We start from the raw sequence: 23,992 nt of genomic DNA, 5'->3' as shown, positions 1-23,992 counted from the left end.
CACTGTGGTGTCCAGTTCTCGACTGATCGCCGGACAGGTCGGCTGGGACGACATGGCTGACCTGGCGATTCTCATCAACGTGTCCAACTGGACATCGGGATGGACACGTTGATGAGAAAAGGACAAATCAAATGAGTCCCTACAACGGGAGTTGGTGCTCACAGTAGGCGGGCTCCCCCCGCGTATCCGTGGTCCCATATGGGCTCGGTGCGGACCTTGGTTCCGGGCCGGGCGGCGTTGATCATCTGCCCATCGCCGAGGTAGATGCCGACGTGGTAGATCGTGCTGTCACTGCCGTAACCAAAGAACACGAGGTCGCCGGGCTTGAGGGCGCCGATGCCGCGGCTGGCGGGGATGCGTTTGCCGCGCTGGGCCTGGGCGGCGGCGGTGCGCGGGAGGCTGATGCCGACCTGGGCGTAGACGTAGGTGGTCAGGCCGGAGCAGTCGTAGCCGGTGGTGCCGGCGCCGGATTTGCCGCTCAGGGAGCAGCAGTGGCCGCGGCTCGGGCCGTTGGCGTTTCCGCCGCCCCAGGAGTAGGGGGTGCCCTTCTCGTTGAGGGCGGTGTTGATGACGGTGCGGGCGTCGCCTTTGACGTTCTGGCCGATGCGGATGGTGCCGTTGCCGAGCTGGCTGTAGCGGTCGATCCAGGACAGGACGTCGGCGACGTAGGCGTCGGAGCGGTTGTACTGGAAGATCGCGTTCTTGAGCTGGGAGCGGTCGGCGAGGTTGCGGCCCTTGCCGCACAGGTAGACCGCGGCGCCGAGGGCGGCGTCGTCGGCGTTGTGCGGGTTCTTCTCGCCGTCGCCGTTGGCGTCGCGGCCCGACCCATTCCAGGTGGAGGGCAGGAACTGGAAAGGCCCCACTGCCCTTTCGCTTCCGGAGGTCCCGTCCCACTTCCCTCCGTCGGTGTCGCGGAAGGTCGTCGTGTTGCCTCCGGCCCCGGAGCCGTTGAGGAGGACACCGAGGATGCGAGGGCTGATGTCGCCGTTGCCGGCGACTTTGCGGCCCCCGGCGTGGTTGGACTCGACCTTGGCGATGCCGGCCAGGATCGGCCAGCGCATGCCCTTGCATTTGGGGGCCTCGTCGGGCAGGCGGCTGGCGGCGGTCTGGTAGGCGGCGAGCATCCGCTTCGGGATGCCGGAGACCTTGCCGACCTTCTCCATCGGTGGTGCGGCAGGCTCGCGGGCCGCGACGACCAGGACGAGCAGGACCGGGGCCGCGAGCAGGCCCAGGAGCAGGGTGGCGCAACCGAGCCTCTTCTTCACCGGCCCTCTTCCCCGTCCTCATCGGGCCGGGCACGGAAGTTGAGGGGCGGCACCGCCCCGGACTCATCCGCGCTCGCGGTGCCCTCGCGGCGTCGGGGCTCTTCGTCCCTTGAGTGCAGCCACGCGAGGGCGGCGGCGAGGTCTTCGGACTGGTCACGGGAGCTGCTCCGGCTGACCGGATCGGTACGGGGCTCGCTCACGATCGGCGGCTCGGTGTAACCGCGCTCCCCGAAGTCGGACTCCCCGTAGTCGCGCTCCCCGTACGGCTCAGAGCGGGGCGTGGAGTTGAACAGCGGGGTGGGGGTGACACCTTCGTCGGGACGGCGTTCCGGGGCGCGGCGGCCGGGCAGCCCGTCGTAGGTGTCGAAGGCCCACTGGGTGGCGACGTCGGCGTAGTGGGCGCGCTGGCGGCCGAGTTCCTGGTGCAGGTCGCCGGTCAAGGTGCTCTTGGCGCGGCGGACCCGGGTCCAGGTCGCGGGCAGACCGACGGTGGAGTAGTAGGCGGCCTTGGTCGTGCCGACCAGGACGCGGCCGCCGCGGGTGCGCTTGAGTCCGGCTTCCAGGCGGGTGCCGATGGGCGTGAAGTCGGGCGGTGGGGTGCCGCGGCTGATGATGCGTCCGGTACGGCCGTCGATCACCGTCGGGGTCGCCGGACCTCCACTGCCGGGCCCGGTGTTGGGCGCGGGCTGCTTGGCTCCGGGCCGGGTGGGCTGTTGTGCCGTGCGGGGCGGGCCGATCAGGGCTGCGTGCGCGGCACGCGCGCCAACTGCCAGTGGGGCCAGGGCTCGGCGGCCTTCGGCGCGGGCCTCGGCGAGGAGGGCGCCGGGGTGGCCAGGCATGCCGGTGGGATCGCCCAGGGCGCGCAGGCCGAGTGAGAGTCCGGCGTGGCGGCTGAGGAAGGACTGATGCGCGGGTGAACTGCCGCCAATGCCGCCGCTGTAGCCGAGGGAGGCCATCGCGGCGGCGGTGGCGGCGGCGTTGTCGCCCATGGTGTGGCTGCCGCCGATGCGGGCGTAGCGCATCCGCTCGGCGAAGCGGCGCCCGATCCCGGTGCCCTTGCGGAGCATGATGCGGTGCGCGGCGAGCCCGGTGACAGCGAGTCCGACGAGGATGAGCAGCCGCTCCATCAGCGGGGTGGAGTTGTCGGCCAGCAGGGCGCGCGCCGTGACACCCCACAGGGGAATGAAGACGGCGACGCCGAACAGCACGAGGCAGGCCGAGGCGTAGATGCCGACCCACTTCCACAGCGCGGCCCGGTTGGGGCCGGGCAGCATGGCCCAGGCGAACACGATGCCTGCGCCTGCCGCGGCGATCACGCAGCCAAACTGGGCGGTGACCAGGGCCAAGACCATGGCCATGATGACGATGGTGATGATGAGGGCGACGAGCAGGATCAGGAGGGCGCCCAGGAGGCGCTCCCAGGTGACGCTCTCCATGTAATCGGCGGCTGTCTTGCCGTCCTTGCCGAACTTGTCCAGCTCGCGTTGGGCGCCGTGCTCAGACTCGCCCTTCTGGCAGTACTTCTTGGCCGGGCCGTGGATCCTGCCGCAGGGGTCATCCTCGCCCTCACCCTTGGGCGGCTTGATCAGCTTCTTGTGGGCCTTGTAGAGGGGGCTGTTCTTGTCGATGGTCCGGCCGTACTGCAGCAGCATGTAGGGCTGTACGACGAGGGTGTCGGTGAGCGTGCGGGTGATGGGCTTGGACACATCCGCGGCGGCCAGCGGCCGCTCGCCGCGCAGGCAGGTGTCGCGGGCAGGTCCGGCGACGGCATCGCAGGCCTGCTTGTTCTTCTTGGCCGCTGCGCCGGAGTCCGAACTCGCCGTCTGGCGACAGGCGTTCTGTGCGGGCCCGGTGAGCAGGTCGCACGGATCGGCGCCCTTCTTCTTCTCGCCGCCGTTGGCGGTGATGGACGCGGCTTCCAGGGCGGCGCGCTGGGTCTGCTGGATCGGTCCGTCGTGCCCCAGCAGCATCGCGGGACGCAGGAGGGTGCTCGCGGCGAACGTGGCGATCAGCAGGGTCAGCAGGATCTCGCCCGCGCCCCGCGCGACCCTCCCCCGCATGATCAGGATGAGGCCGAAGGCGAACGTCCACGCCAGGAAGGCGCCGGCCATGCCGAGCGGCCCGAGGACGCTGGTCTCGTACGCGTCGCTGATCTTCTGCGCCGGTCCGGCCATCGTCTCCAGGACCGGGAACCGGTACCCCCAGTCGACCAGCCAGGAAGCGAAGCCGACCGTGGTGCGGGAGAGCGCGAACGTGCCGGACAGGATGAACTTCATGACGGTGTCGATCGGGCCGTCCTCGGTGGCCGTCAGCTCGTAGCGGGAGATCGGTGCGCCTTCGCTAGTGGTGACGTCGAGCGGGTCGAGCAGGTCCCCCGAGGAGCCGCCTCCGTCGGCGGCGAAGGACGGCGTGCTGCTGACGGCGAGCAGGAGCACGGTCAGGGCGGCGATGGTCCCGGCTGTCGTCCAGCGGCGGCGGGCGGCGGTCATGATGTGCTCCGGCGGCTGGCCAGCAGGACGGCGATGCCGAGCAGTGCGGGCGTCAGCAGGACCACGCTCGCGACGCCGAACCCGTCCCCAGCGGGCCGGGCGGCATCGGTGTCACCGCGGCTGCGGCAGTAGTCCTTCGCCGGGCCAGCGACCAGGTCGCAGGCGTTGCTGTCGCGGGTGGGCTGCTGGGTGGCGGCGGGCTTCGTGGGAGAGGGGGTGAAGGCGTCGCCGATGTGGGGCAGCAGCAGCCGCGGGAGAGCCAGCACGGCGCTCAGTACGGCGGCCACCGCCAGGAGCACGGTCAGCGTCGCGGCCCAGCGGCGCAGCGGGCGGGGGGAAAAGGTGTCGCTCATCGCGGGCTCCCAGCGGCCGTCAGGTCCATGAAGGTGGGCTCCGGCCGGTCCTCACCGGTCCCGGTCGCGTCCTCGGGGGTGGTGAAAATGGCTTCGAGGACGCGGTCCACGCCGGGGACGAGGGCCTTGAAGCGCCCGATCTGCATGCGCGGGTCGCGACCGAGGAACTCGCCGGCCCTCTCCATCTGGCCGAACGGGCTCAGGTTGGTGGTGACCATGGTCAGGAGGTCCTCGTCGTCGCCGGGCAGGCCGAGCCACTCCAGGCCGCGCGCGGCGAGCTCCGGGTCGGCGGTGCGGGACAGGAAGCGGTAGGCGAGCAGGCCGCGGCCGGTGGAGGTGCCGAGCTCGCGCACGTCATGGCAGCCCAGGCCCACCCCTGCGCCGTGCTTGCGGCCGTCGAACACGATCTCGTCGACCAGCGACTGCCCCTCGGCGCTGGAGGTGAGCCAGTACGCCTCATCGAGCGGGATGAGCGTGAACCGTGAGTCGGTGAAGGCGGTTTCACGGGCGATGGCGGCGATCAGGTAGAGCACGGCGCGGCCGATGAGGGCCTCCAAGGGCTGGTTGCGCATCAGCTCCGGGGTGGTCACTGCCTCCCGGGGCGGCAGTGTGAGTCCGGTCGTGGTGATGACCACGAAGTCCGAGGAGACGTCCGAGCTGAGGTCGAGTGGCGGCAGTTCGGGGTCGAAGATGGACGCGGCGAGCGGCTCGTCGGCGGCGACCTGTAGCCACTCGACGAGCGATGCGGCCCGCAGAGCGCGCGGCCCCTCCCCCGCCGCCATCTCCACCAGGGCGACGACGACCTCGGCCATGCACGGCACGGCGGCCGCGGCGGCTTGCTTGACGGCCGTCTTCAGCAGCGCGCCATGTTCGGTCATCGGCCCCACGCCGAGCTGGACGGTGAGGTAGCTGAGCGCGTAGCCCGCGGCGACCGCGGGGTCGGCGAACACCCTCAGCGGGTCGATGGACAGCTCGGCCTTCGCCGCGTCCACAATCTGGCTGCGGCCGGCGGCCGCAGCCTGTGCGAAGGCGGCCCATTCGCGGCGCTTGGTGCGGTCGATGGCGATGACGCGGCCGCCGCGGTCGACGATGGAGGACGCGATCATCTTGAGCAGGACGCTCTTGCCGCCGCCCAGGTCCCCCGCGATCCCGAACGAGGCGCTCGCGTTCGCGCGGGGCGCGTTGGCGATGTCCAGGAGGGTGGGGGTGATGGTGCCGACGTCCTGACTGAAACCGATCATGGCGCCGGTGGGGTCACCGAAGCTGTGGCCGGTGAGCGCGCCGTGCATCGCCCAGTCCTCGCCGAGCTGGTGCTGCACGTACTGGCGGGTGGCGGGCGGCGTCGCGGTGGCGGGCAGGGTGAGCGTGAACAGTTCCTCCTGGCCGCCGACCGGGCGCACCAACCTGTAGTTGGCGCCCTTCAGACGGGCCTGCAGAGCCCCGGCCCGGCGGTCGCATTCGGCGAGGGTGTCCGCCCACACGGTCATGACGGTGACGGACTGGACCTCGACCTCCACGCTGGTGCGCGACGCGCGCGCCCCGAGGTCGCCGAGGTCCTCGGCGGCATCGTGGATGTCCTCCGGCAGGCCGGTGGCGTGCTGCGCGGAGTACTGCTCGGCCTGGTCGACCAAGTCCCTCTTCTTCTTCCTGACCTCCTCGACGACCTTCTCGGTCGGGACCAACTTGAGGTCGACCATCCAGTCGACGCCGAACGGCATGCGGTCCATCTGTGCGAGGAAGTCGCCGCTCGCGGCGGAGAATCGTCGCGGCATCTCCGCCAGCGCCAGGAGCGCCTGATAGGAGGTGCCTGCCTCGGATTCGACCTGCAGCCACCGGCGCCCCACCTGGTGTCCGCCGCGCCCCTTGCCGCGCCTGCCGCGCGGGTGGGCGGGCTTCTTCACGGCACCGGAGCCCGGGGCCGGTTCGTCCTGGCCGCCTTCCAGCAGCCGCACCTGGCCCAGGTCGGCGTGCGAGGGGGCCCGCAGGACACCGCTCACCAGACGGCTGCCCCGCAGGGAGGAGCGTTCCGACTCCGCCAGGAGCGGCTCGTCCAGGCCGCGCGCGAGCGCGTGCTGGTGCATCCACACGATCTCGGCCGGGCGGGCCGGGGCCAGTTCCAGGCCGCCGCCGAGCTCGGCCGTCACCTGGCGGGCGCGCTGCTGGTACTCCTCGACCTCGTGGGCGGGCACCGGGGCCGGGGGCAGCCCGAGCATCCCGGACAGCTCGCCCCAGGCCGAGGCGAACGCCGCGGACAACTCCGCCCGCGCTCCGCCCACCTCCAGGGGCACGACCAGCCACAGGGTGCGCCGGTGCATCTCCACCGGATGGGCCAGGTCCTCCCCCGCCAGCAGGCGCAACTGTGCCTCGGCGATCTCGCCCCAGTGCGGGCGCCTGCGGTGGTTGATGCCGGCGAGGGTGCGGGCCACGACCTCGCCCGGATCGGTGCGGGCGCATAGCCCGTACAGGCGGGCCGCGCCCGGCAGCGAGCGGACCAGGGAGGTGATGCGGTGGTGCAGCTCCTCGCGGCTGCGCTCGGACATGTAGCGCGAGCCCTGCGGGGTCACGGCCCAGATCCCCCACACGGCGCCCGTGTTGGACCACACGATGTTGTCCACGATGTGACGGATCGCAAGCTTCATCGCCGCGCCTCCTGCCGCTCGCGGAGCAACTGCTGCAACGGGGTGGGCACCGGCCGGACGACCGGCGCCGAGGCACGGGTCCGGGCCGGACGGCGCCGCCTCCAGCGGCGAGCTGCCGGCTTCCCCGCCGGTGCGGCCGCCGCCATACGCTGTGCCGCGCGGGTGCGGGGCGCGGCGACAGGCTCGGCGGCCGCGGTCGTGCTCTCGATGAGGAAGCTGCCGTACAGGACCTTCGGCTGGCCCGGGCGCACAGTACGCCCGTTGATCCGGCCGCCCGCGGGCTGCAGGGCGAACTGGGCCCAGCCGTAGGCGACCCACAACGGGGCCCGGCCGCCCACGCGCGAGGCGCGTGCCAGCCAGACCGCGAACCCGAGTCCCACCACCGGCACCGGCCCCAGGCTCGGCGCCCACCAGGACCAGGTTTTGATCAGAGCGAAGATGCCGACGGCGGCGATTGTGAGCTGGGCGGGGGTGTAGGGGCCCAGCGGCAGCGTCCAGTCACCGATCTTGCCCAGTACCCAGGGGTGACGTCGGGCGCGCGTGTAGGTGCGGCCGATCCGTACCGCCGTGGTGACGCCGGTCATGCGTGCTCACCGTCCGAAAACGGGGCTGCCGGCGCCACATCAGGTCCTGCGCCGGGGTGCAGCGGGGCGTGCGCAGGCGCCGAAGCGTTCAGGAGAAAGCTCGTGAAGGAGGTGGAGACATCGTCGCGCCCGTTGTAGATACCGAGAGCGAGGGCCAGCCCGATCAGGCTGCCGATCGCTCCCTTCAGGGAGAGCTTCCTGAAGATGGTGATCACGACGATGCCGAGCAAACCGAGCTTCAGCGCCTTCTCCGCCCAGCTGGTCCCCAGCGTGAACAGGTTGTCGCCGATGTCCTTGAACTCCACGACGGCGAGAGTGGTGTTCATCGCTGTACCTCCTGAGCGACCGCGTTCACGGTGACGGTCCGTTCGCCGGATGCCGGGCCGGGCCTGGCGTCCGCGGTGGAGACGGAGTCGGCGTGCTTGTTGTGCTGCTCGCTCTCGCCAGCGGCGCTTTCCAGACCCGACTGCAGGGCGATGACCTCCCACCGGCCGTCGCGGGCCTTGAGCTTGAGGGCGTACGACAGCGGCCACTGACCGCCGCCGGTGTCGCTCGCCGTGATCTCCGCGAGCACTCGGGCCGTCGTGCCGTCCGCGCCGACCTTCCCGTCCGTCTGCTCCTGCGCCCGGACTTCCTCGAGCCGGACTTTCTCGAACGGCGCGGAGCCGCGCAGGGCGGGCAGCGAAACGCCGGGGGCGAGGTAGCGGTCGGCGCCCTCCGCCGCCCCTAGGTAGGCGGTCAGGAACTCCCCGGCCGTCACCGCCAGCGGCGATTCGGCGGGCACCTCGGTGCCGTACGCGGAGTCGGGCTCCTCGAGCGTGCTCGGCGCGCTCACCTCCATGGGCGCGGCGGGCACGACGAAGCCGCGGGCGGCGCCGGGCGCGGTGGCGGCGCGCAGGCCCTTCACGATCAGCGGCACCGCGAAGTACCGGAGCCCCTCCGCCCCTTCGGCCGCGGCGCCTTCTCCGCCGTGGCCAGCCGATGCCTTGAACCGGGCGGCGACGGTGACCGACCACGCGGCGGTGCCCTGCCGCACGCTGCGCACCACGGTCAGACGCTCGGTGATCGGAGCGTGCTCGCCCCACGACGGCGGCTGGACGGACGGCGCCATCGCACGCAGCTGCCGCGCGGCCGCGCTCTCCTCGTCGCGACCTGCACGCAGCCACACGTCGAGGACCAGCTCGGCGTAGCCGCCTGGATCGGTCACGGGCTCCTTCGCGGTGTCGGCCTGCGTGACCGGTGCCGGCCGGGTGCGCACCACCGCATCAGGGCGGGCGCAGCTGGCGACCAGAGCGAGCGGCCCGGCGGCCACCGCCACCCACACCGCCGTGCGCACCAGCGCAGAACGGCGCACCGGCAACGACCGCGTGCGCGACGCACCGGGAGATTCATCCTTCGTAGAGCCGCGCCGATCACGGCTCGGGAGCAAGGCCAGCATGGACGGCTCCTCAAAGTGCAGATGAGAGGTTGTGCCGTCACTCTTCGCCGGGGCTCTTACCGCCTCGCTTGCCACCAGGGCCTGGTGACCGTCACAGGGACATAACTCCTGGCGCCACCAGGCGTGGTAAGCGCCCGCGCCCTGGTGGTAAGTGCCGTGGAGGGAAGGCCTCGCGGTGGTAGATGGGGTCATCCGCCCACTCACCACCACAGGTTGGAGCGGATCGGGGCGCGGCTCGCCGCCTCGTGCCACGTGCCACGGGCTCCCCCGCTAGGTGACTCCTCCCCCCGGATAGATCCGGGGGCTTCTCCTGTCGGTGGCTAGGCCACGTCGGGAAGGGCCAGCCCGGCCCTGAGTGCGACGTTCCAGGCGCCTACCCGGTCCGCGTGGTCGCGGTGGTCACAGGCGGTGCACTGGAACTTTTCGCCGTCGCGGTTCTCGCCGTCCACGTGCCCGCACTGCGGGCAGGTGCGCGAGGTGTTGCGGGGGTCCACCGGGATCAGAACACGAGCGGCGCTTTCAGCCTTCTGCGCGAGGATGCCCAGGAACACCCCCCAACCCGCGTCAAGAATGCTGCGGTTGAGTCCGGCCTTCGAGGCGGCGCCGTTCGGCAGGAACGCGCCGGGGGTCTCGGGGGCGGGCTTCGGTTTGGGGGTGCGAACCATGTTCGCAATGTTCAGCCGCTCATGCGCGATCTGGTCATAGTCGCGGACCAGGGCGAGCGCGGCTTTGTGCGCGTGGTCGGTGCGCTGACGGCGCACCTTACGGTGCAGCTTGGCAACCTTCTCCACGGCTCGCCGGTGCTTCGCAGAGCGGTTCTCCCGCTTTCGGCGCGGGAACGCCTTGAGCGCCCGCTGAGCATCTGCGAGGGCTTCGGCGTTGCGCTTGCCGTGTCTCGGATTCTCGAAGTGAGCGCCCTCGGATGTGGTGAGGAAGTGCGTGACGCCCATGTCGACGCCGGTCACCGCGCCCGTGGCCGGGAGCGGTTCAGCGGCCACGTTGTCGCAGGCGAGGACTACGTACCACTGGTTGCCCTCGCGCTTGATACTGACGGTCTTGACGCGGCCCTTCACGGGGCGGTGCTGATGCACGCGGACGTGTCCGACGCCTTGCAGGCGGACACGGGTGACGCGATCGTGTGGAGTGGAGCCCCAGCGGCAACCGTCACCGTCCTTCGGGAACTCCACGGTGTCGAACCAGTTGACGCCCCGGAACCTGGGGTATCCGGGCTTCTCCCCGGCCTTCACGCGCCGGAAGAAGGCGGCGAATGCCTTGTCCAGGCGGCGAAGCGTGGCCTGCTGGCTGGAGAAGGACCAGCGGCCTTGCCGCTCGGGGTCGAAGGCGCGGATCTCCTTGAGCTGGGCGGACTGATGCCCGTACTTGATCGAGGTCTTCGAGGCGTGCCGGTAGGCGTCGCGGCGCTCTTGGAGGGCGCCGTTGTAGAGGGAGCAGTGATCCCGAAGCATCTCGCCCAAGGCTTGTGCCTGGCGGGTGGTGGGGCGAGGAGGAACTTGTATGCGCGTATCACGCCGTGCCCTCCTTCTGCTTCTTCTTCCGGGGGCGTTCCCACTGGGTGTTGATGTACTTCTCCACCATGTCCGCCGAGACGGCGCCGACCGAGGCGACGAAGAACGACGACGACCACAGGGTGGGCATCTGGCTCTTGAGGTGTGGGAACTCTGATCGGAGCACGCGAGAGGTGGAGCCCTTGAACTGGTTCGCCACGTAGGAGGCGGAAGCCTTCGGCTGGTGCTTGACGAACAGGTGCACGTGATCCGGCATCACCTCAAGCGCGATGATCTCCCAGCCCTTCTCGGCCGCCTTCTGCTCGATCAGCTCACGCAACCGGACCGCGACCCGGCCACCGAGCACACGACGGCGGTACTTGGGACACCACACCACGTGGAGCCCCAAGTCATACACGCCGCCGGAGTACCGGCGAACCTTCCGCGTCACGGTCATGACGATCACTATACAAGCGACACGCATCTAGTCAGCCGGGGTCAACAGTGCAGACCCATGCACACAGTTGAGGTCAGAGCAGCCCTGAGAAGCGATTCCCCCATGCGTAAACGCACGGGTCCCCTCGCTAGCTACCCGATGGCAGCATCGGTCAGGCCGCCGCAGAGGCCGCCGCGGGCAGCAGGCACGGCTATGAGCAGTCACCCCGGACCGGGGATCGGTCACGGCTGCATGCGCCACCATCTGCTGGCGGCCAGGAATGGGCGCGGACGGTCACGACCACCAGAACCTGCCTGCCAATATCAATGTCAGTGCCGTTGCCTACAGTCTGTGAGTTGTTCTTCTTTTGGAGGCGGCGAAGTGGGAGAACCCATAATCGAGTTGGCGAGCTTGCTGGCCGGACAGTCCCATTCGCCGGTGGTCTACTTCATCCAGCTCGGTGACCGTGTGAAGATCGGCACGACTACGAACCTTGTGCAACGGGTGTCGGCGTTGTCGTTGACGCTCGCGGAGGTCAGCCGTGTCATACCCGGCGGCGAGGAAGTCGAGCGCAGGCTTCATCGCAGGTGGACGAGATACCGAGTGCACCGAAACCGAGAGTGGTTCTACGTCCGAGGGTCGCTCGCCGACTTCCTCAAACCATATTCGGTCGTGCCGCGACCTCGTTCTAAGCATCGACTGGCCAGACGGCTCGCGCATCGCCTGCCACCGTCAAGGCAGCTCATGTTGGCTGAGATAGGCCGGCGAGGGACGGTCCCGCTGAGTCCCAGCGCCTTGCGACAGGCCAAGCGCCGCGACGTCTCCTTCCCCGAAGGAATCACGGCGGGAGGCAGGACGCTCTACACGGAGGAAGAGATACGGGCGTGGTATCGCACGCGACAACAACGGCTGGCCAGAGCCTCCGTAGCTGACAAGACATAGGACCTCTCTCACATGCTAGGCAGGCCGGTGCGATGGCGGACAGAGGTCGCCAATGTCCACCAGGCGAGCAGTTCCTTGGCGGTGTAGTAGGTGACGCCGTCGACTACCACGCCTTCTGGGAAATCGACGCCAGCCCGTCTCCCCCGTGCCACCCGCTGGCGGGCCGCACCATAGGTGATCGGCAACAGCCCCGCCTCGCAGGCCTCTTTGAGGGAGAAGACCGGCAACAGGCTCGCCTCTGCCTGGTCGGCTTGGTAAGTGCTGTGGTGAACGGGCTGTTGAGTTGTGACATCGTCGGCGATCCGCCCTCCTGTCCCCTGTGACGCGGATGGCTCTGACCTGGGGGAAAGTGGCTGTGCGGCGGGGATAACCCGTCCCGTCACAAGCGTCACACCTCGCATGAACGCACCTCCCGGCAGGAAGTCGGCGATCGCCAGCTCCTGTTCGGCTTCCTCAAGCGCGGCGTCGGTGTTCCAGGGAGCCATCTGCCCCTGCGCATGCCAGTCAGGGGCCGGCGTGCACCGGCGCAGGTGATCGCGGGCGACCGGGGTGATGTAGGCGTACTGGATCTCTTCGATGTCCTGGGACCCGGTCACACCGATGACGCCGCGTCCCTTGATGTCGTGCCGGTAGTCGACGCGGGGGGCGTCCAGCCCGTACGTCACGCCCCACTTGGGGTTGGACGCCGGGCCGACGATGCCCTTGGTGCCGACCAGGTCGCGGGTCTCGGTGTCGCCGAAGAGTTCGCGGGTGAAGGTGTGCGCGCCGATCACGACCTTGTGTTCAGCGGAACGTCCCTGCATGAGGATCATGTGGAACCAGGCCTCGAACGGGGGCATCCCCCGCCCCTTCAGCCCGTACTTCCACCAGATCTTGGCGCTCTTCACGAAGGAGGCGAACTCGTCGATGACGAGGATCCGGCCGGGCAGCTGATCGCCTGCCGGGGTGCCTTGCAGGGATTCGGCGGCCTTCATCGAGACGTAGAACTCCGCCAGGGCAGCGACGGCCTGGCGTCCGGTCTTGTGGACGCGGATGCCGCTCTCCCCCTCGATGTCCTTGAACGCGGCGGCCTTCATCGTGATGCAGTCGACCAGGGCGCCGTGCTGGCGGCCGTGGACGACGGGCATGAGCAGGCAGGTGGTCTTGCCGTCGCCGGTGCCGCCGGAGATGCCCCAGTGCGGCGTCTCGGTCTCGGTGTCGACATAGCGCGAACCGCGGAAGGTCTCCCCCACATACACTCGGGCCGGGTCCGTCGAGGGGATCCACTCCACCCGGGTGGGCAGTTCCGGCGAGGGCGGGGCCGGCGGCCGCGGCGTGAACTTCACGTACGGGTCGTGACCGCGCTGGGCATAGGACGCCACCCACTCGCCGGGCAGCCGCGAATGGACGGCGTGGGCCAGTGCCGCGCGTTCCTTCTCCGAGCCAAGCCAGTGCAGCGGCAGACGGATCACCACGCAAGCGGTGTCGCCGGTCAGGTCCTCGGACAAGCGCATCCAGTGCGTCTCACCGCGTGCCTGGTCCTCGTTGGACAGACGCAGCAGCTGGACCAGGGCCGCCCACAGACCAGCCCCGTAGATCTGGGCAGCGGTGCGGGACCGCCCTCCCCGGAAGACCAGGCCAATGACCGCCATGACGAGTGCGGTGAAGATGAGAGCCCCGAGGGTCCAGAACGGGCCCATCCAAAGTCCGGCCCCGGCGCTGACAGTACCGGCGCGGGCCGCTGAGCGGGCGACGCCGGGCCAGCAGTGCCATGTCGTCATGGCGCGCTGCGCCCACCCCGGGAGCATGTCTGCGCACCGTGCCAAGACGGCAGGCCGGGCTCGTGGTTCGTGCTCGAGGGCATCGTCTGCTGCGGGCTTCGCGGCTGAGGAGAGCGTGTCCATGGGGGCGCGCTCACGGGTTGCGCCGGGTGTGAGGAAGGTGGCATCGGTCTTCGGTTCGCCCCAGAGCTGCTGTCCGGCGATGAACCGCCAAGCTCCGCTGAGAACTCCCCCGAGCGCGGCCCCCGCGCCTTCGCCGAGCGCGTCGGCGGCTCCGTCCAGGCCCGCGCGTTCCTTCTTCCCCTGCGCCGCCATGCGACGCGATCCGATCCCAAGCAGCACACCGAGCAGCACGACGCTGCAGATCCCCCAGATCTGAAGCCCTGCCCCGGTGTTCGGCAAGACGGAGGTGATCCAGTCGGTTAATTCATCAACAACTGACCGGTCGCCAGCGGGTGGCGAAGCCGCAGCCAGAACCGTCATGGCGTGGGTCATGTGTGAGCGACTCCTCTCTCGGTATGTGATCGCCGATCCGCGTTCGCGAGATGGGCGTACACCGAGCCGGGCTTTGGCTGCCCGTACTTGCACCTGTGCCAGGAGCCCTCCCCTCCTTGTGCGTGGAGTCGAGGAAGGAAGCCGCTGTTGAAGGGCAGCGTGAGGTTTGGCTCGGGCGGGCAGACGGCGCCCCGCGTGCGGATGATGACCGGCCACGCTCACCACATCGCTCACCACCATTCGTCCACCGTGGTCACAGGCGTGCATCGATTTCCGTGGTAAGTGACGGGACGTCATGCGGGATGCCCTGCGATCCCTGTCTGGACGGTCTGGTCTGTGCCTCCCCGCCCAGTGGGCTGGCGGGCTCTCAGGCCGAGGCTGCCGGGGCTGATGCCTCACGAAGGTGCAGGCTGCCGAGTCGCTGAGGTGAGGCATGAGGTGGTACCCAGGGAGCGCCCCGACACCGGCACGGTGAATTCCAGGGTGGCTTTACCGCGGTAAAACCACCCGAACACCCGCCTGGGAGTATCTTCCTAACGTGTCGTTAGTGATGTTGATGTTGAACGTTAGTAAGGTAGCCCGCATGAGTTCTCCAGCCACCTCGAACGAACGCGAGAAAGTAGTCTCCAAGCTGCCAGCACGGCTCCGGCAGAGCCTGAAGGTCAGAGCCGCCCAGCACGGAGTAGAGATCCAGGCTGCGGTGGAGCAGGGCATCACCGCGTGGATGGCCCTCGCCTCCACCCCGGGCTCCGTCGACACCACAGGAGCTGATTCGTTCGCCACCTTCCTCCCCCACGGCCAGTGGAGCCAGTTCCGGCAGGCCGCGTCCGACCGACGTCTCTCCCTGACTCAAGGCCTGGCCCAGTCGGTGCAGCTGTGGCTGGAGAAGAATCCAGCCCCTACTGTGCAGCGCGCCAAGCACCCACGACGCCGAGTGGTCTGCAATCAGAAGGGCGGGGTGGGCAAGACCGCGGTCACGGCCGGGCTGGGTGAGGCGTTCGCTGAGAATCCCGAGTCGCTCAACCCTGTGCGGATCTCCCGGCACTTCGCAGCGCAGCTGAACGAAAGCGAGCAGGACGATCCGCTGGCCGTCGAAGATCTTCCCGGTCTGGGACGACGCACGCTGCTGGTCGACTACGACCCGCAACGCCACCTCACCAAGCAGCTGGGACAGGACGAGATCCCGATGGACTCGGATGTCGACAGTCTGAGCAAGCACATGTCGGGTGAGGCCAAGGGCGATATCCGGGATCTCGTCGTGCCCATTACCGACGATCGGTACGGCGGCCGCCTGGACCTGCTGCCGGGCTGCCAGGACGGCTTCCTGCTCGACGTGGCTCTGTCCAAGGTCCGCTTCCGCGAAGCCGCACTCGAGCGAGCGCTGGCCCCGATCGAACCTTTCTACGACGAGATCATCGTCGACTGCCCGCCGAGCCTCGGGCTCAGCATGGATGCCGCGATCTACTACGGGCGCCGACGTGAAGACGAGGCTGCCGGCCAGTCCGGCCCGCTCATCGTGGTGCAGGCCGAGGACAGCAGCGCCGATGCCTACGACCTCCTCATCACCCAGATCGAGGACCTCCGCAACGACATGGGCGTCGAGGTCGACTACCTCGGCATCGTCGTCAACCTGTACGACCCCAGGCGTGGCTTCATCGCCACGTCGTCGCTTGAGGCGTGGATCGATATAAAGGACCCGAGGGTGATCGCCGTCATCGGTGATCTGACGGACCAGCGCAAAGCCGTCCGGGTCAAGCAGCCGCTGCTGACGTTCGCTCCGCGCGGCGAGCAGGCCGCGACCATGCGGGCACTGGCTAGGGAGATTTCATGAGCAGCCGCGTAGCCGACCAGTTGGGCACCGGGGCTTCTTTCAACAGGACGCGCGGTGGTGTCAGCGCGCGCCGGCAGGCCGTCGCCGCCACGACCGGTGCCCCGACGACCGGCGCCCCGGACAGCCGTCTGCGCACCCTGCCGCTCGAGCAGATGGTGCCCACCCGCTTCAACCCGCGCCGCAATTTCGGCACCGAGCAGGATCTGCGTGAGTTTGGGCTGAGGCTGGGCAAGAAGCAGTTGCAGCCTGCCGTGGCTGTCACGCGTGAGGCATACCTCGAGCTGTGGCCCAGCGAGGCGGACAGCGTCGGGAGCGCGAAGTACGTTCTCGCCAACGGCGAGCGCCGCTACCGCGGCTCCAAGGCCGCGAACCTGCCGACCCTCGATGTCGTCGTCGACGACGACATCGCCAAGTCGCGGGCCGACTTCTTGGATGCTGTCTTCTCCGAGAACGATGACCGGGAGAATCTCGATCCGATCGAGCGGGCACTGGGCATCCAGACGATGGTCGACGAGCTGGGCGGCAAGGCGAAGGTCGCCGAGTACTACGGCAAGTCGGCGGGCTGGGTCACCCAGCAGATCTATCTGCTTGAGCTCACGCCGGAACTTCAGGAGCTGGTCAGCTCCGGTGAGCTACCAGTACGTGAAACACGGCCGCTGGTGAAGCTGCCCGTGGATGAACAGGTGGCTGCCTGGAAGGCACGGACGACACAGCGGCAGGAAGAGAAGGCCCAGCCCCGGCCGCCACGCAGGAAGATGCCCGAGCAGGGCGACGCGGTCGCGCCGTCGGACGGGGACGCGCAACCGCCCGAGGGCTTTACCGCGGTAAAGCTCGACGGCGACGGGGATTCCGAAGCACAGTCGGGCACGGCAGAAGCGACAGTGCCCGCTCAGGTCGCCCAAGAGCCGGCCCCGGCAGAGACGCCCGCAGCAGCCTTCCGCCCCCGCGTGGGCCAGAACGGGAAACAGGATGCCGAGGTGCTGGCGCTGCCCTGGGGCGACCCGTTGTGGTTCGACCAGCAGCTCCGTAAGCACATGTCGCAGGAGAACCGCGACCGGCTGGTCTGGTTGCTGCAGGCTGCCGAGGAAGACAAGGAGTAGCAGAGCAGGCTGTCACCTCGCGTGTCGCGGTGCGTAGCAGGTGTGGCAGTCCTGAACAGCAAGGTGGCGTGGTTTCCGCATCTCTGGAGATGCGGAAACCACGCCACCTTGCTGTTCTCGCAGGATCTGTGAGAGCGAGGTCATTTGGCGGGAGTGCAGGCTGGTCGGATGCCGTTACCGCTCACCACTCTCAGGGGCCTCACCGGGTGCTGCTCCCCCGCCGTGTGGTGTTAGCGAGCTGGGCGCCGAGGGGGCAACGGGGGCAGGAACTCGTCGAGGACAGCGTCGAGAAAGGCGCTGCGGTTGTCGAAGCCGTGCATGTGCGCGTGGCTGTCGTAGACCGCGAGTTCTTGTGGTGAGGGACGGAAGCTCTGCTGGACGCCGTGCTTGACGCCGCCGCGGTCGACGCGGCGAGTTGGTACCTCCCCGAACAAGCCGTCAGGGTCGTCGTCTTCCGGGCTGAGGGGATGCTGGCGGTGCCGTGCGGCTTCGCGCAGCTTCGTCCACAGGTTGTTTCGTTGTACGTGCAGGAACGCGCGGCGAACGACGATCGCATTGGTCGGTTCCACGCCGGTCTGCACGGTGGTGGTCGTCTGGTACTGACGGAATCGCTCTCGCACGTCGCGGCGCACCATGACCGTGCACTGGCCTGGCGTGTTCGCGACGTCGGTTGGCGGTGGGGTGCGCACCTCGACAGGCCGTGCGGGCTCGCTGTCCGGAGCCACAAGGTCGGGTGCTCTGGTGGGCGCTGATCGTGGAGTGTTGTGCGGCTCAGTCAGCGAGGCAGCTGACTCCGGGGCGACCGCGGAAGCCAGCGCCGGTCCCTGTGCCGGTACTCCCCCACTGTCTGTGTCTTTGCTGTCCTCTTGCTGCTTGGGCGTGACGGGCTGGGGTGAGCGGGGGGCGAAGGCCGCCAGGGCCGCATCGGTGTCGAGGCTGAAGGCGGTGAGCGCGGTGTCGTCCGGCAGACCGCCGCGTCGGACACGTTCCTCGTCTTTCGTGGCCGGGGCCGGCTGGCTCGTCTTGGTGGATTTGGCGGTCTTGGCCGCCTTGGGCTTCGTGGTTGTCGTCCGCTTGGTCATGCCGTCTTGGCCCCTTTCCGGTTGGCGTCGGCCTGGTCGAGTTCTGCCTTGGCCTGCAGGATCTCCAGGGCCAGGGACCGGTAGTCGCCTGCCAGTGCCTGCAGAGAACGGCGCAGTGCGGGGTCGAGCTCAGAGGCGGGATCGGCTGCCAGTTCTTGGGGCACCTTGCCGTGGGTGCGGCAGGCAACCGCGGCTGCCTCGACGTGCCGGATGGTCTGTTCCATGACGACGGCCGCTCCGTTGAGATCCTCCGTCAGCTGACTCTTGATCTTCTGTTGGACGCGGGTGGCCGAGGACGCGGTCGCGAAGATGACCACACCCAGCAGACGCAGCACGGGGTTGAGCTGGCGGGCTTGGGCGAAGCGGCGGGCAACGGTGCGCAGGCCCTTGCGAGAGGAGGGGTCGGAGCGGGTGGGGACCAGCACCATGTCGCCGGCCACAAGTGCCTGCAGTTGCAGAGGTTCGGAGCCTGGGGCGACGTCGAGAAGGATGACGTCGTAGAGATGACGGACTGCGTCGATGGCAGCGGTGTACATGCCCATCCACGCGTATTGGTCTTCCGGGTCGTCGCTGTGTGCGGCGACACGTCGTTGGCAGTAGAGCTCTTCGACCACGTCCTGCAGGGCAATGCCGCCCGGGACGATAGACAGGTTGGGGCGCGCCTGTCCGACGGGGTTGAAAGGCTTGCCGTCGAGGATGGCGGCGGCCTGGGCCTGCCCGTCGTCGGCGGTGGTGCCGAGGTCCTCGTCCTGGTTGCCTTGTTCGTCGATCTCGACGAGCAGGACCTTCAGGCCTGCCTTGGACAGCGCGACGGCCAGGGCTGCGGAGAGGCTGGTCTTGCCGACTCCGCCCTTGCCGTTCACGATTACGAGGACCTTGCGGTCGTGGATGCCCTCGCTCATGAGCTGCAGTCGGCGGCGGAGGGCGGCTTTCGCGTGCTTGAGGTCGACGACGCCGAGCTCCACAGTGTGCGGGGGCATAGACATCACATCCCGTCAGTTTCCGGACATTATGTGATGCTCGATGGTATGGGCGACGGTGAGCATGTCCAGAGCGCCGCACGGACACACACCCTGTGAGACAACGACAACCACCTGATTGGCCCGCGCCTCACACGCACGCTGTGACACCAGCTCGGGCACGCCCCCTAGCCCACCCACTAGCACAGTCCCTAGCACCACTACTGGCAGGAGTACTCGCCCGCTAGGTGGTCCGCTAGCCAGCGCCACAGGCTGTTTACCGCGGTAAAGGGCTGTCGCCTACAACGCCCGTGCGCTGCAGACACTGAGGGCTTTACCGCGGTAAAGCCCGGCTCCGACGTGCGCTCCGCAGGAAGAGGGGCGGCATCGGCGGCCCTCAATCTTGGTGTGACCCTGCCCTTCAACCGAGCAGCAGGCCCGGTGTTGGCCTGTGCCTCCGGCACCCAGACCAACGCCCGAGCCACCCGTCATACATACGCCGCAAACCCAGTCATCCCGGATGAGATCTGTCGGCGGCTTCCGGTCCACAGCCCGGAACGATGCAGCAGGGCGTCATGGGCTCCACCCAAACCACACCACAGCCCGGCGAAGGACCTTTACCGCGGTAAAGCACCTGCCCGGTTTGCATCGAACCCGGGACGCTGTGACCCGCTACCTACAACGTCTCAGCTGAGCCAGCGAACGAGCGGGCATCGTGTCCAGCTGGCTGGATACGCGACACCGTCCAGAGCCATCACAGACAATCTGGACCCCAGTGGACAAGGGCACGGCCGCGCCCGCCAGGGACGCGGCCGTGGCCAGTGAGGCGGTCCGCTACTGGATCGCCTTCGGATGACTCGGGGCGGTTGCTGAGGATGCCGTCGACCCCGGTGGTCCACGAGGTTGGCGTAGTCCGGGAGATCGGCCTTGGCCGGGGCGCCGATGAGCCGGTCCGCACGTCGCTACGGAGTCGGTAGACCTCCTTGCCGTGTTCGCTTTGGGCGACTGGCGAGCAGCCTGTTCTGCACGTGTTTCGCGTCCAGCCAGCCCTCGTTGTGCGGCTCGGTCAGCGCCGTGCGCTCGATGCCTGGGTACCGCTCGGGACACTTGAAAGTCGGCGATGTTGTACGTGGAGCAGCCCGGGAAACCTGCTCCACGTTGACGGTGCGGCTCAGGGGTGGAGTCATGCATGACGATCAGCTTGCCGTCCTTGGTGCGCTGAACCTCGATCTCGACCCACTTAATGCCGAGGCCTTGGCCTTGTCGGCGGCCGGCAGCGTGTTCTCGGGGGCATACGCCAAGGCGCCGCAGCGCGCAACGGACAGCGGCGCGGGCGCCGCCTGCGCAACGGCGGTGGGGGAGGAGGGTACGAGGATGGCGTGGAGTTCTGCCGGGAGTTGCCCGAGCGCCGGCGTCGTCGCCATCCCCACCTCGGCGTTCCACCTGAGCGCGGACGCTCCGGGCTGGCTCGTCCGCTTCTCGTTCTGCAAGCGGGAGGAGTCATTGCGCGCCGCTGTGGACCAGATGATTAGCGCGCGTTGACGCGACGCGGGTTCGCAGTGAGCAACGCCGAAGCCCCGCCAACTCCCGTGAGAGTGGCAGGGCTCCCCAGCGCTGCCGTACCGCCGCGTCGACCCCGCTACGCTGCCGCCCACGGCTGAGGCATTCGTTCGCCGGTGACGGCCACCGAGCGTGCGGCATCTGCCCTTCGCGCCGCTTTCCGCTCGGTGAGTTCGACGTGGCCGAGCGTCCGTCTCGCGAGTGCCCGTTCAATCCCGAGGACGGCCACAGATACACGCGGCAAGGCGTGCCCGTCTGCGTCCATCCGGAGAAGGTCGGCCTGCCGCCCGCCGCATACAAGACTGAAGGCGTGGCCCTGGTGGCAGACGTCGTGCTGCCCGACGGCATCGCCGAGCTCGATGGGTACCTGCGTGAGCTGGTGCACGGCGCAGCCCCCGGTGCGCTTGAGGTGCTGATCGACCTGGCGGACCGTGAGATCCGGCGAACCTTCCCTGGGGTCGACGCGACCTTGGCACTGCGCCGTGCATTCAGCTAGCTCTAGCTGGCGGTGGCGAACCCGGGCATGAAGCGGCGGCCACCGTCAAGGATGCCCATCGGCTCGTATTTCGCCATGTCCACCGCCCTGCGCTTGGCGGTCTCGCCCTTGCCGAACCAGTACCGGTCGTTCATCGGTCCCACGCGGCCCGGTAGACCTGGTGGGTGTAGTCGCCGTGGTCCCACGTCCCGATGGCTTCGCGGTCGGTGGCGTGGACGAACTTGATGCCGGTGCGGTTCTGGATGCGGGACAGCACCATGAACTGCGCCGCGAGCGCGTGGATCATCTCGTCCACGGGGATGGCCACAGGGACCTCGGCGGCCTCCTCGTCGCCGTCCGTCATCTCGTAGATGGCCGACTTGATCGCCATGGCGCACATGGCCTCGGGGAACAGCGGCTCGGTGTCCGTCGCGACGATCACCAAGATCTCGCGCACGCCGGACCACAATCTCAGGGGCGGGCCGTACTAGCGTTGGGGACACTGCTGCACCCTCTCTGGGTGTTGGGTGCATCGGTGGACCCGTCCGACTGCCGATCGCCGCCACACGTACGACAGTCGGACGGGATCTACCACCCTGTCAGGCGGCAGTCATGCCCTCCTCGGCCGCGTGTGGCTGAGCCACAATTCATGCGGGCGGGGAGGAGTTCAGTGGGTCGGCATGGTGGCGGCCACGCCGAGTACAGAGCCGATCGGTCTAGAGATAGTGATGATCAGGAGCGTCCCGGCATAACTCACGCGGGCAATTAGCCGGCTCACAGCCGTTCGCCCCTACTGCGCTCGTTGGCTTCCCGGACCTTGTCGCCGAGCGCGCCGTTGGGGTCCTCTTGCGTCTGGGCTGTCCGGTGCTGCGGGCACTGGCACGGCGGATAATTCATGGATCCGGGAGGCATATCGTTCCCGTCAACGACGTCAACCTTCAGGACGCCGTTCGTGCCTTGCTCTTTGGTCATCCGGGCAAGTGCTGCCCGCGCTTCGCTTCTCATGACTCAACCCCTCAGGGGAGACGTCCGCGGCGAGCGTTTCGCCGATCTTTCATGTGCTCTACCCAACCGTCTGACCACGCACGGCGGTACCGTTGCAGCGACGTTGAGACTTGAAAGCCTTGAAAGCCTTGAAAGCCTTGAAAGCCTTGAAAGCACGCAAGAGCACGGGGAGTTGAGGGGCATGGGGAAACGCGAACCGAATCCAGCGCTCGGCCGCCTACTCGCCGAGAGCCGCTGGACGTACCGGCAGTTCGCGCGGGCCGTGAACCGCATAGGTACCGAGACCGGCACACCCCTGCGCTACGACGAGTCGGCCGTGAGTCACTGGCTCGGCGGCACCATCCCTCGCGACGCCGTCCGGGCCTGCATCCTCGAAGCCTTCTCGCGTCGGCTCGGTCGGCCCGTCACGCATGCTGAGGCAGGTCTGCCCGTTCCCCTCGATCGTTCCCCCCAGTCCATGGATACCGTGGAAGGGTTGATCGACCTGGGGAGGCAAGACATGGACCCTTCCCCAAGCTCTCAACTCCGTTCGAGCAGGGGAGACCCCATTCGCCGCAGAGTCCTCGGTGCGGGTCTGTTCTCGGTGGCCCTGACGATCCCCGGATGGCCCGACGTGATCGGCCGCGCGGAGGCTGTGCAATCCGGCCGCGCATCACGCATCGGCATGAACGAAGTGGACATGGTCATCGCCATGACCGAACGGGTCTCGGAGCTGGACGACCAATTCGGCGGACGTCACGCACGGCCCATGGCGGCCTCGTTCATGGTCAACACGGTCGCCTCGTACCTGCGCGCCGATGCACCGGAGGACGTGCGGCAAGCGATGCTGTCGGCCGCCTCGGACCTGCTGTATCTGACCGGCTACATGGCCGTGGACGAGGGCCTGCACGGTCTCGCCCAGCGCTACTACATCAAGGCCCTGGAGCTGGCGGGCGCGGCTGAGGACCACCTGACGTACTGCACGACGCTGCGTGGCATGAGCGTGCAGGCGGTCGATTTGCGGCACGGGACCAAGGCTATGGAGCTGGCGGATGCCGCTGCCGCAGCATCCCCGAAAGCCGGGCCTCGGATGCGGGCCTTCCTCGCCGGTCAGCAGGCACATACGGCTGCCCAGACAGGCGACCGTACGAGCGCACTGCGGTACATCCGCGAGGCAGAGGCGGCCATGGACCGCGCCGAATCGCGCGGCAAGGCATTCGGCTCGTACGACCCCTCGTCGCTCAACTACCACATCAGCCAGGTGCGTTACGAACTGGGTGACGTGCCCGGAGCGGTCGAAGCCATGCAGCAGTCCGACAAGGTGCGCTTCAGCGTCTACCGGCGCGCGCGAGTGCGGCACCGCGCCACGCTGGCTGAACGGCAGTTGGAGATGGGCCATCTGGAAGCGGCCTGCGCCACCTGGCACCAGGCGCTCGACGACTTCCCCATGGTCCAATCCGGACGGACTGACGACCGCATCAAGGCGATGTTCAGGCTCATCCGCCCTCATCGGAAGAATGCCGCGGCCCGCGATCTGTACGACCGCGCTCGGACGATCGCACCCCGCCTTGGTCAGTTGACCTGCTTCCCCAAGCCCATGGATCGGCGTACCGCCCCACGCGGTCAGCGTACGCGGCTTTGGCCGGTGTCCTGTTCGGGCGGGCCCACGAAGCACTCGACATCCTGCCGACCGCTACCTACGCCAAACCTCTCGCGCAACTGGCCCGGTCCGTGCAGCACGGCACCTGACCGCCCTCCCCATTCGCCCCCGGCTCGGTGAACGAAAGGAGGAATCCCGTGACCCAACCCTCCAACTCCGGCTCAAGCGTCTCGGCTTCGCCCTGCCCGCCTTCTACTGCCCCATCGATGGGGCAGTCCATCCAGCCGCCGAGAGCATCGAAGAGCAGGCCGTCGCCTGGTCCGACCGGTTCGCCTTCTACGGCGACGACGCACACCGCGCCCGTCTGACCGCCAGCGCCATCGGCAAGAGTGTGGCCCACTTCCTTCCCCACGCCCTTCAGGAACGGGTCGAGACCATCGCGAGGTGGGTCTATTGGCAGCCGCCTTCGACGACGTGTACGACCAGGGCCAACAG

21 protein-coding genes and 1 pseudogene are annotated in these 23,992 nt (G+C 68.5%); 6 read left to right on the top strand and 16 right to left on the bottom strand.

Going from position 1 to position 23,992, the window contains the following annotated elements; translation table 11 throughout:
* Positions 1 to 158 precede the first annotated feature (158 nt).
* The 9 genes and pseudogenes from AC0KTA_RS40730 to tnpA all read right to left on the bottom strand — a co-directional run bounded on the left by AC0KTA_RS40730 (position 159) and on the right by tnpA (position 10,730).
* The gene (locus AC0KTA_RS40730) at positions 159 to 1,265 is read right to left on the bottom strand and encodes a C40 family peptidase (protein ID WP_481056998.1); all 1,107 of its coding nucleotides are present in this window, start codon (positions 1,263 to 1,265) and stop codon (positions 159 to 161) included.
* A complete protein-coding gene (locus AC0KTA_RS40725) occupies positions 1,262 to 3,754 on the bottom strand; it encodes a hypothetical protein (RefSeq protein WP_481056997.1) in 2,493 nt (830 codons plus the stop codon). Before AC0KTA_RS40725 ends, AC0KTA_RS40730 begins: the two co-directional genes overlap by 4 nt.
* Positions 3,751 to 4,107: a hypothetical protein gene (locus tag AC0KTA_RS40720; RefSeq protein WP_481056996.1), complete on the bottom strand. Its 357-nt coding sequence runs from the start codon at positions 4,105 to 4,107 to the stop codon at positions 3,751 to 3,753. Before AC0KTA_RS40720 ends, AC0KTA_RS40725 begins: the two co-directional genes overlap by 4 nt.
* Positions 4,104 to 6,746, bottom strand: coding sequence for an ATP-binding protein (locus tag AC0KTA_RS40715; RefSeq protein WP_481056995.1), 2,643 nt, complete (start codon positions 6,744 to 6,746; stop codon positions 4,104 to 4,106). The genes AC0KTA_RS40720 and AC0KTA_RS40715 overlap by 4 nt, the downstream gene beginning before the upstream one ends.
* Complete coding sequence (locus AC0KTA_RS40710) at positions 6,743 to 7,330, bottom strand: hypothetical protein (RefSeq protein ID WP_481056994.1); 588 nt, start codon at positions 7,328 to 7,330, stop codon at positions 6,743 to 6,745. Before AC0KTA_RS40710 ends, AC0KTA_RS40715 begins: the two co-directional genes overlap by 4 nt.
* Positions 7,327 to 7,656 carry a hypothetical protein gene (locus tag AC0KTA_RS40705; protein ID WP_481056993.1) on the bottom strand — a complete coding sequence of 110 codons (330 nt, stop codon included), beginning with the start codon at positions 7,654 to 7,656 and terminating at the stop codon, positions 7,327 to 7,329. Before AC0KTA_RS40705 ends, AC0KTA_RS40710 begins: the two co-directional genes overlap by 4 nt.
* On the bottom strand, positions 7,653 to 8,684 hold the full coding sequence (locus tag AC0KTA_RS40700) for a conjugal transfer protein (protein ID WP_481056992.1): 1,032 nt from the start codon (positions 8,682 to 8,684) through the stop codon (positions 7,653 to 7,655). The genes AC0KTA_RS40705 and AC0KTA_RS40700 overlap by 4 nt, the downstream gene beginning before the upstream one ends.
* Positions 8,685 to 9,088: 404 nt before the next feature.
* A pseudogene (locus tag AC0KTA_RS40695) lies at positions 9,089 to 10,296 on the bottom strand (RNA-guided endonuclease InsQ/TnpB family protein).
* On the bottom strand, positions 10,293 to 10,730 hold the full coding sequence (tnpA, locus tag AC0KTA_RS40690) for an IS200/IS605 family transposase (RefSeq protein WP_481056991.1): 438 nt from the start codon (positions 10,728 to 10,730) through the stop codon (positions 10,293 to 10,295). Before tnpA ends, AC0KTA_RS40695 begins: the two are co-directional and overlap by 4 nt.
* A gap of 57 nt (positions 10,731 to 10,787) precedes the next feature.
* Here tnpA and AC0KTA_RS40685 point away from each other — a divergent pair, with 57 nt between their 5' ends.
* Positions 10,788 to 11,651 (top strand): GIY-YIG nuclease family protein, encoded by an 864-nt coding sequence (locus AC0KTA_RS40685; protein WP_481056990.1) that lies wholly within the window; start codon positions 10,788 to 10,790, stop codon positions 11,649 to 11,651.
* 8 nt (positions 11,652 to 11,659) lie between these two features.
* On the opposite strand, the gene AC0KTA_RS40680 is transcribed toward AC0KTA_RS40685, so the two are convergent.
* Positions 11,660 to 13,906 (bottom strand): P-loop NTPase family protein, encoded by a 2,247-nt coding sequence (locus tag AC0KTA_RS40680; protein ID WP_481056989.1) that lies wholly within the window; start codon positions 13,904 to 13,906, stop codon positions 11,660 to 11,662.
* A 583-nt stretch (positions 13,907 to 14,489) separates the two neighbouring features.
* Between AC0KTA_RS40680 and AC0KTA_RS40675 the strand changes: the two genes are divergently transcribed.
* The gene (locus tag AC0KTA_RS40675; protein WP_481056988.1) at positions 14,490 to 15,737 is read left to right on the top strand and encodes a ParA family protein; all 1,248 of its coding nucleotides are present in this window, start codon (positions 14,490 to 14,492) and stop codon (positions 15,735 to 15,737) included.
* Positions 15,734 to 16,837 (top strand): ParB/RepB/Spo0J family partition protein, encoded by a 1,104-nt coding sequence (locus tag AC0KTA_RS40670; RefSeq protein WP_481056987.1) that lies wholly within the window; start codon positions 15,734 to 15,736, stop codon positions 16,835 to 16,837. The genes AC0KTA_RS40675 and AC0KTA_RS40670 overlap by 4 nt, the downstream gene beginning before the upstream one ends.
* Positions 16,838 to 17,067: 230 nt before the next feature.
* On the opposite strand, the gene AC0KTA_RS40665 is transcribed toward AC0KTA_RS40670, so the two are convergent.
* The 3 genes from AC0KTA_RS40665 to AC0KTA_RS40655 form a co-directional block, all read right to left on the bottom strand.
* Positions 17,068 to 17,919, bottom strand: coding sequence for a hypothetical protein (locus AC0KTA_RS40665; RefSeq protein WP_481056986.1), 852 nt, complete (start codon positions 17,917 to 17,919; stop codon positions 17,068 to 17,070).
* Positions 17,916 to 18,884, bottom strand: coding sequence for a ParA family protein (locus tag AC0KTA_RS40660; RefSeq protein ID WP_481056985.1), 969 nt, complete (start codon positions 18,882 to 18,884; stop codon positions 17,916 to 17,918). The genes AC0KTA_RS40665 and AC0KTA_RS40660 overlap by 4 nt, the downstream gene beginning before the upstream one ends.
* An 828-nt stretch (positions 18,885 to 19,712) precedes the next feature.
* The gene (locus AC0KTA_RS40655; RefSeq protein ID WP_481057201.1) at positions 19,713 to 20,108 is read right to left on the bottom strand and encodes a hypothetical protein; all 396 of its coding nucleotides are present in this window, start codon (positions 20,106 to 20,108) and stop codon (positions 19,713 to 19,715) included.
* Here AC0KTA_RS40655 and AC0KTA_RS40650 point away from each other — a divergent pair.
* Entirely contained in the window at positions 20,064 to 20,420 is a 357-nt protein-coding gene (locus tag AC0KTA_RS40650; RefSeq protein ID WP_481057218.1) for a hypothetical protein, read from the top strand. The genes AC0KTA_RS40655 and AC0KTA_RS40650 overlap by 45 nt on opposite strands.
* 196 nt (positions 20,421 to 20,616) lie before the next feature.
* Positions 20,617 to 20,934, top strand: coding sequence for a hypothetical protein (locus tag AC0KTA_RS40645; RefSeq protein WP_481056984.1), 318 nt, complete (start codon positions 20,617 to 20,619; stop codon positions 20,932 to 20,934).
* A 2-nt stretch (positions 20,935 to 20,936) separates the two neighbouring features.
* On the opposite strand, the gene AC0KTA_RS40640 is transcribed toward AC0KTA_RS40645, so the two are convergent.
* The 3 genes from AC0KTA_RS40640 to AC0KTA_RS40630 form a co-directional block, all read right to left on the bottom strand.
* Positions 20,937 to 21,068, bottom strand: coding sequence for a hypothetical protein (locus AC0KTA_RS40640; protein ID WP_481056983.1), 132 nt, complete (start codon positions 21,066 to 21,068; stop codon positions 20,937 to 20,939).
* Positions 21,065 to 21,370 (bottom strand): hypothetical protein, encoded by a 306-nt coding sequence (locus tag AC0KTA_RS40635; RefSeq protein ID WP_481056982.1) that lies wholly within the window; start codon positions 21,368 to 21,370, stop codon positions 21,065 to 21,067. The genes AC0KTA_RS40640 and AC0KTA_RS40635 overlap by 4 nt, the downstream gene beginning before the upstream one ends.
* Before the next feature lie 317 nt (positions 21,371 to 21,687).
* Positions 21,688 to 21,918, bottom strand: a complete 231-nt coding sequence (locus AC0KTA_RS40630) for a hypothetical protein (RefSeq protein WP_481056981.1) — start codon at positions 21,916 to 21,918, stop codon at positions 21,688 to 21,690.
* A gap of 181 nt (positions 21,919 to 22,099) precedes the next feature.
* Here AC0KTA_RS40630 and AC0KTA_RS40625 point away from each other — a divergent pair, with 181 nt between their 5' ends.
* Positions 22,100 to 23,677, top strand: a complete 1,578-nt coding sequence (locus AC0KTA_RS40625) for an NsdA family TPR-like regulatory protein (RefSeq protein WP_481057200.1) — start codon at positions 22,100 to 22,102, stop codon at positions 23,675 to 23,677.
* Positions 23,678 to 23,992 lie beyond the last annotated feature (315 nt).

The sequence above is a fragment of the Streptomyces sp. Y309 genome (assembly GCF_056712025.1).
Note: the sequence above shows the minus strand (reverse complement) of the source record. Positions and strands in the feature narration are given on the sequence as shown.

What these genes read in the sequence shown, in the direction of transcription:
- AC0KTA_RS40650 (WP_481057218.1), top strand. Translation starts at nt 20,064, where the DNA reads ATGCATGACGATCAGCTTGCCGTCCTTGGTGCGCTGAACCTCGATCTC.
- AC0KTA_RS40705 (WP_481056993.1), bottom strand. Translation starts at nt 7,656, where the DNA reads ATGAACACCACTCTCGCCGTCGTGGAGTTCAAGGACATCGGCGACAAC.
- AC0KTA_RS40670 (WP_481056987.1), top strand. Translation starts at nt 15,734, where the DNA reads ATGAGCAGCCGCGTAGCCGACCAGTTGGGCACCGGGGCTTCTTTCAAC.
- AC0KTA_RS40625 (WP_481057200.1), top strand. Translation starts at nt 22,100, where the DNA reads ATGGGGAAACGCGAACCGAATCCAGCGCTCGGCCGCCTACTCGCCGAG.
- AC0KTA_RS40665 (WP_481056986.1), bottom strand. Translation starts at nt 17,919, where the DNA reads ATGACCAAGCGGACGACAACCACGAAGCCCAAGGCGGCCAAGACCGCC.
- AC0KTA_RS40640 (WP_481056983.1), bottom strand. Translation starts at nt 21,068, where the DNA reads ATGAACGACCGGTACTGGTTCGGCAAGGGCGAGACCGCCAAGCGCAGG.
- AC0KTA_RS40715 (WP_481056995.1), bottom strand. Translation starts at nt 6,746, where the DNA reads ATGAAGCTTGCGATCCGTCACATCGTGGACAACATCGTGTGGTCCAAC.
- tnpA (WP_481056991.1), bottom strand. Translation starts at nt 10,730, where the DNA reads ATGACCGTGACGCGGAAGGTTCGCCGGTACTCCGGCGGCGTGTATGAC.
- AC0KTA_RS40675 (WP_481056988.1), top strand. Translation starts at nt 14,490, where the DNA reads ATGAGTTCTCCAGCCACCTCGAACGAACGCGAGAAAGTAGTCTCCAAG.
- AC0KTA_RS40710 (WP_481056994.1), bottom strand. Translation starts at nt 7,330, where the DNA reads ATGACCGGCGTCACCACGGCGGTACGGATCGGCCGCACCTACACGCGC.
- AC0KTA_RS40680 (WP_481056989.1), bottom strand. Translation starts at nt 13,906, where the DNA reads ATGACCCACGCCATGACGGTTCTGGCTGCGGCTTCGCCACCCGCTGGC.
- AC0KTA_RS40630 (WP_481056981.1), bottom strand. Translation starts at nt 21,918, where the DNA reads ATGAGAAGCGAAGCGCGGGCAGCACTTGCCCGGATGACCAAAGAGCAA.
- AC0KTA_RS40720 (WP_481056996.1), bottom strand. Translation starts at nt 4,107, where the DNA reads ATGAGCGACACCTTTTCCCCCCGCCCGCTGCGCCGCTGGGCCGCGACG.
- AC0KTA_RS40725 (WP_481056997.1), bottom strand. Translation starts at nt 3,754, where the DNA reads ATGACCGCCGCCCGCCGCCGCTGGACGACAGCCGGGACCATCGCCGCC.
- AC0KTA_RS40685 (WP_481056990.1), top strand. Translation starts at nt 10,788, where the DNA reads ATGCACACAGTTGAGGTCAGAGCAGCCCTGAGAAGCGATTCCCCCATG.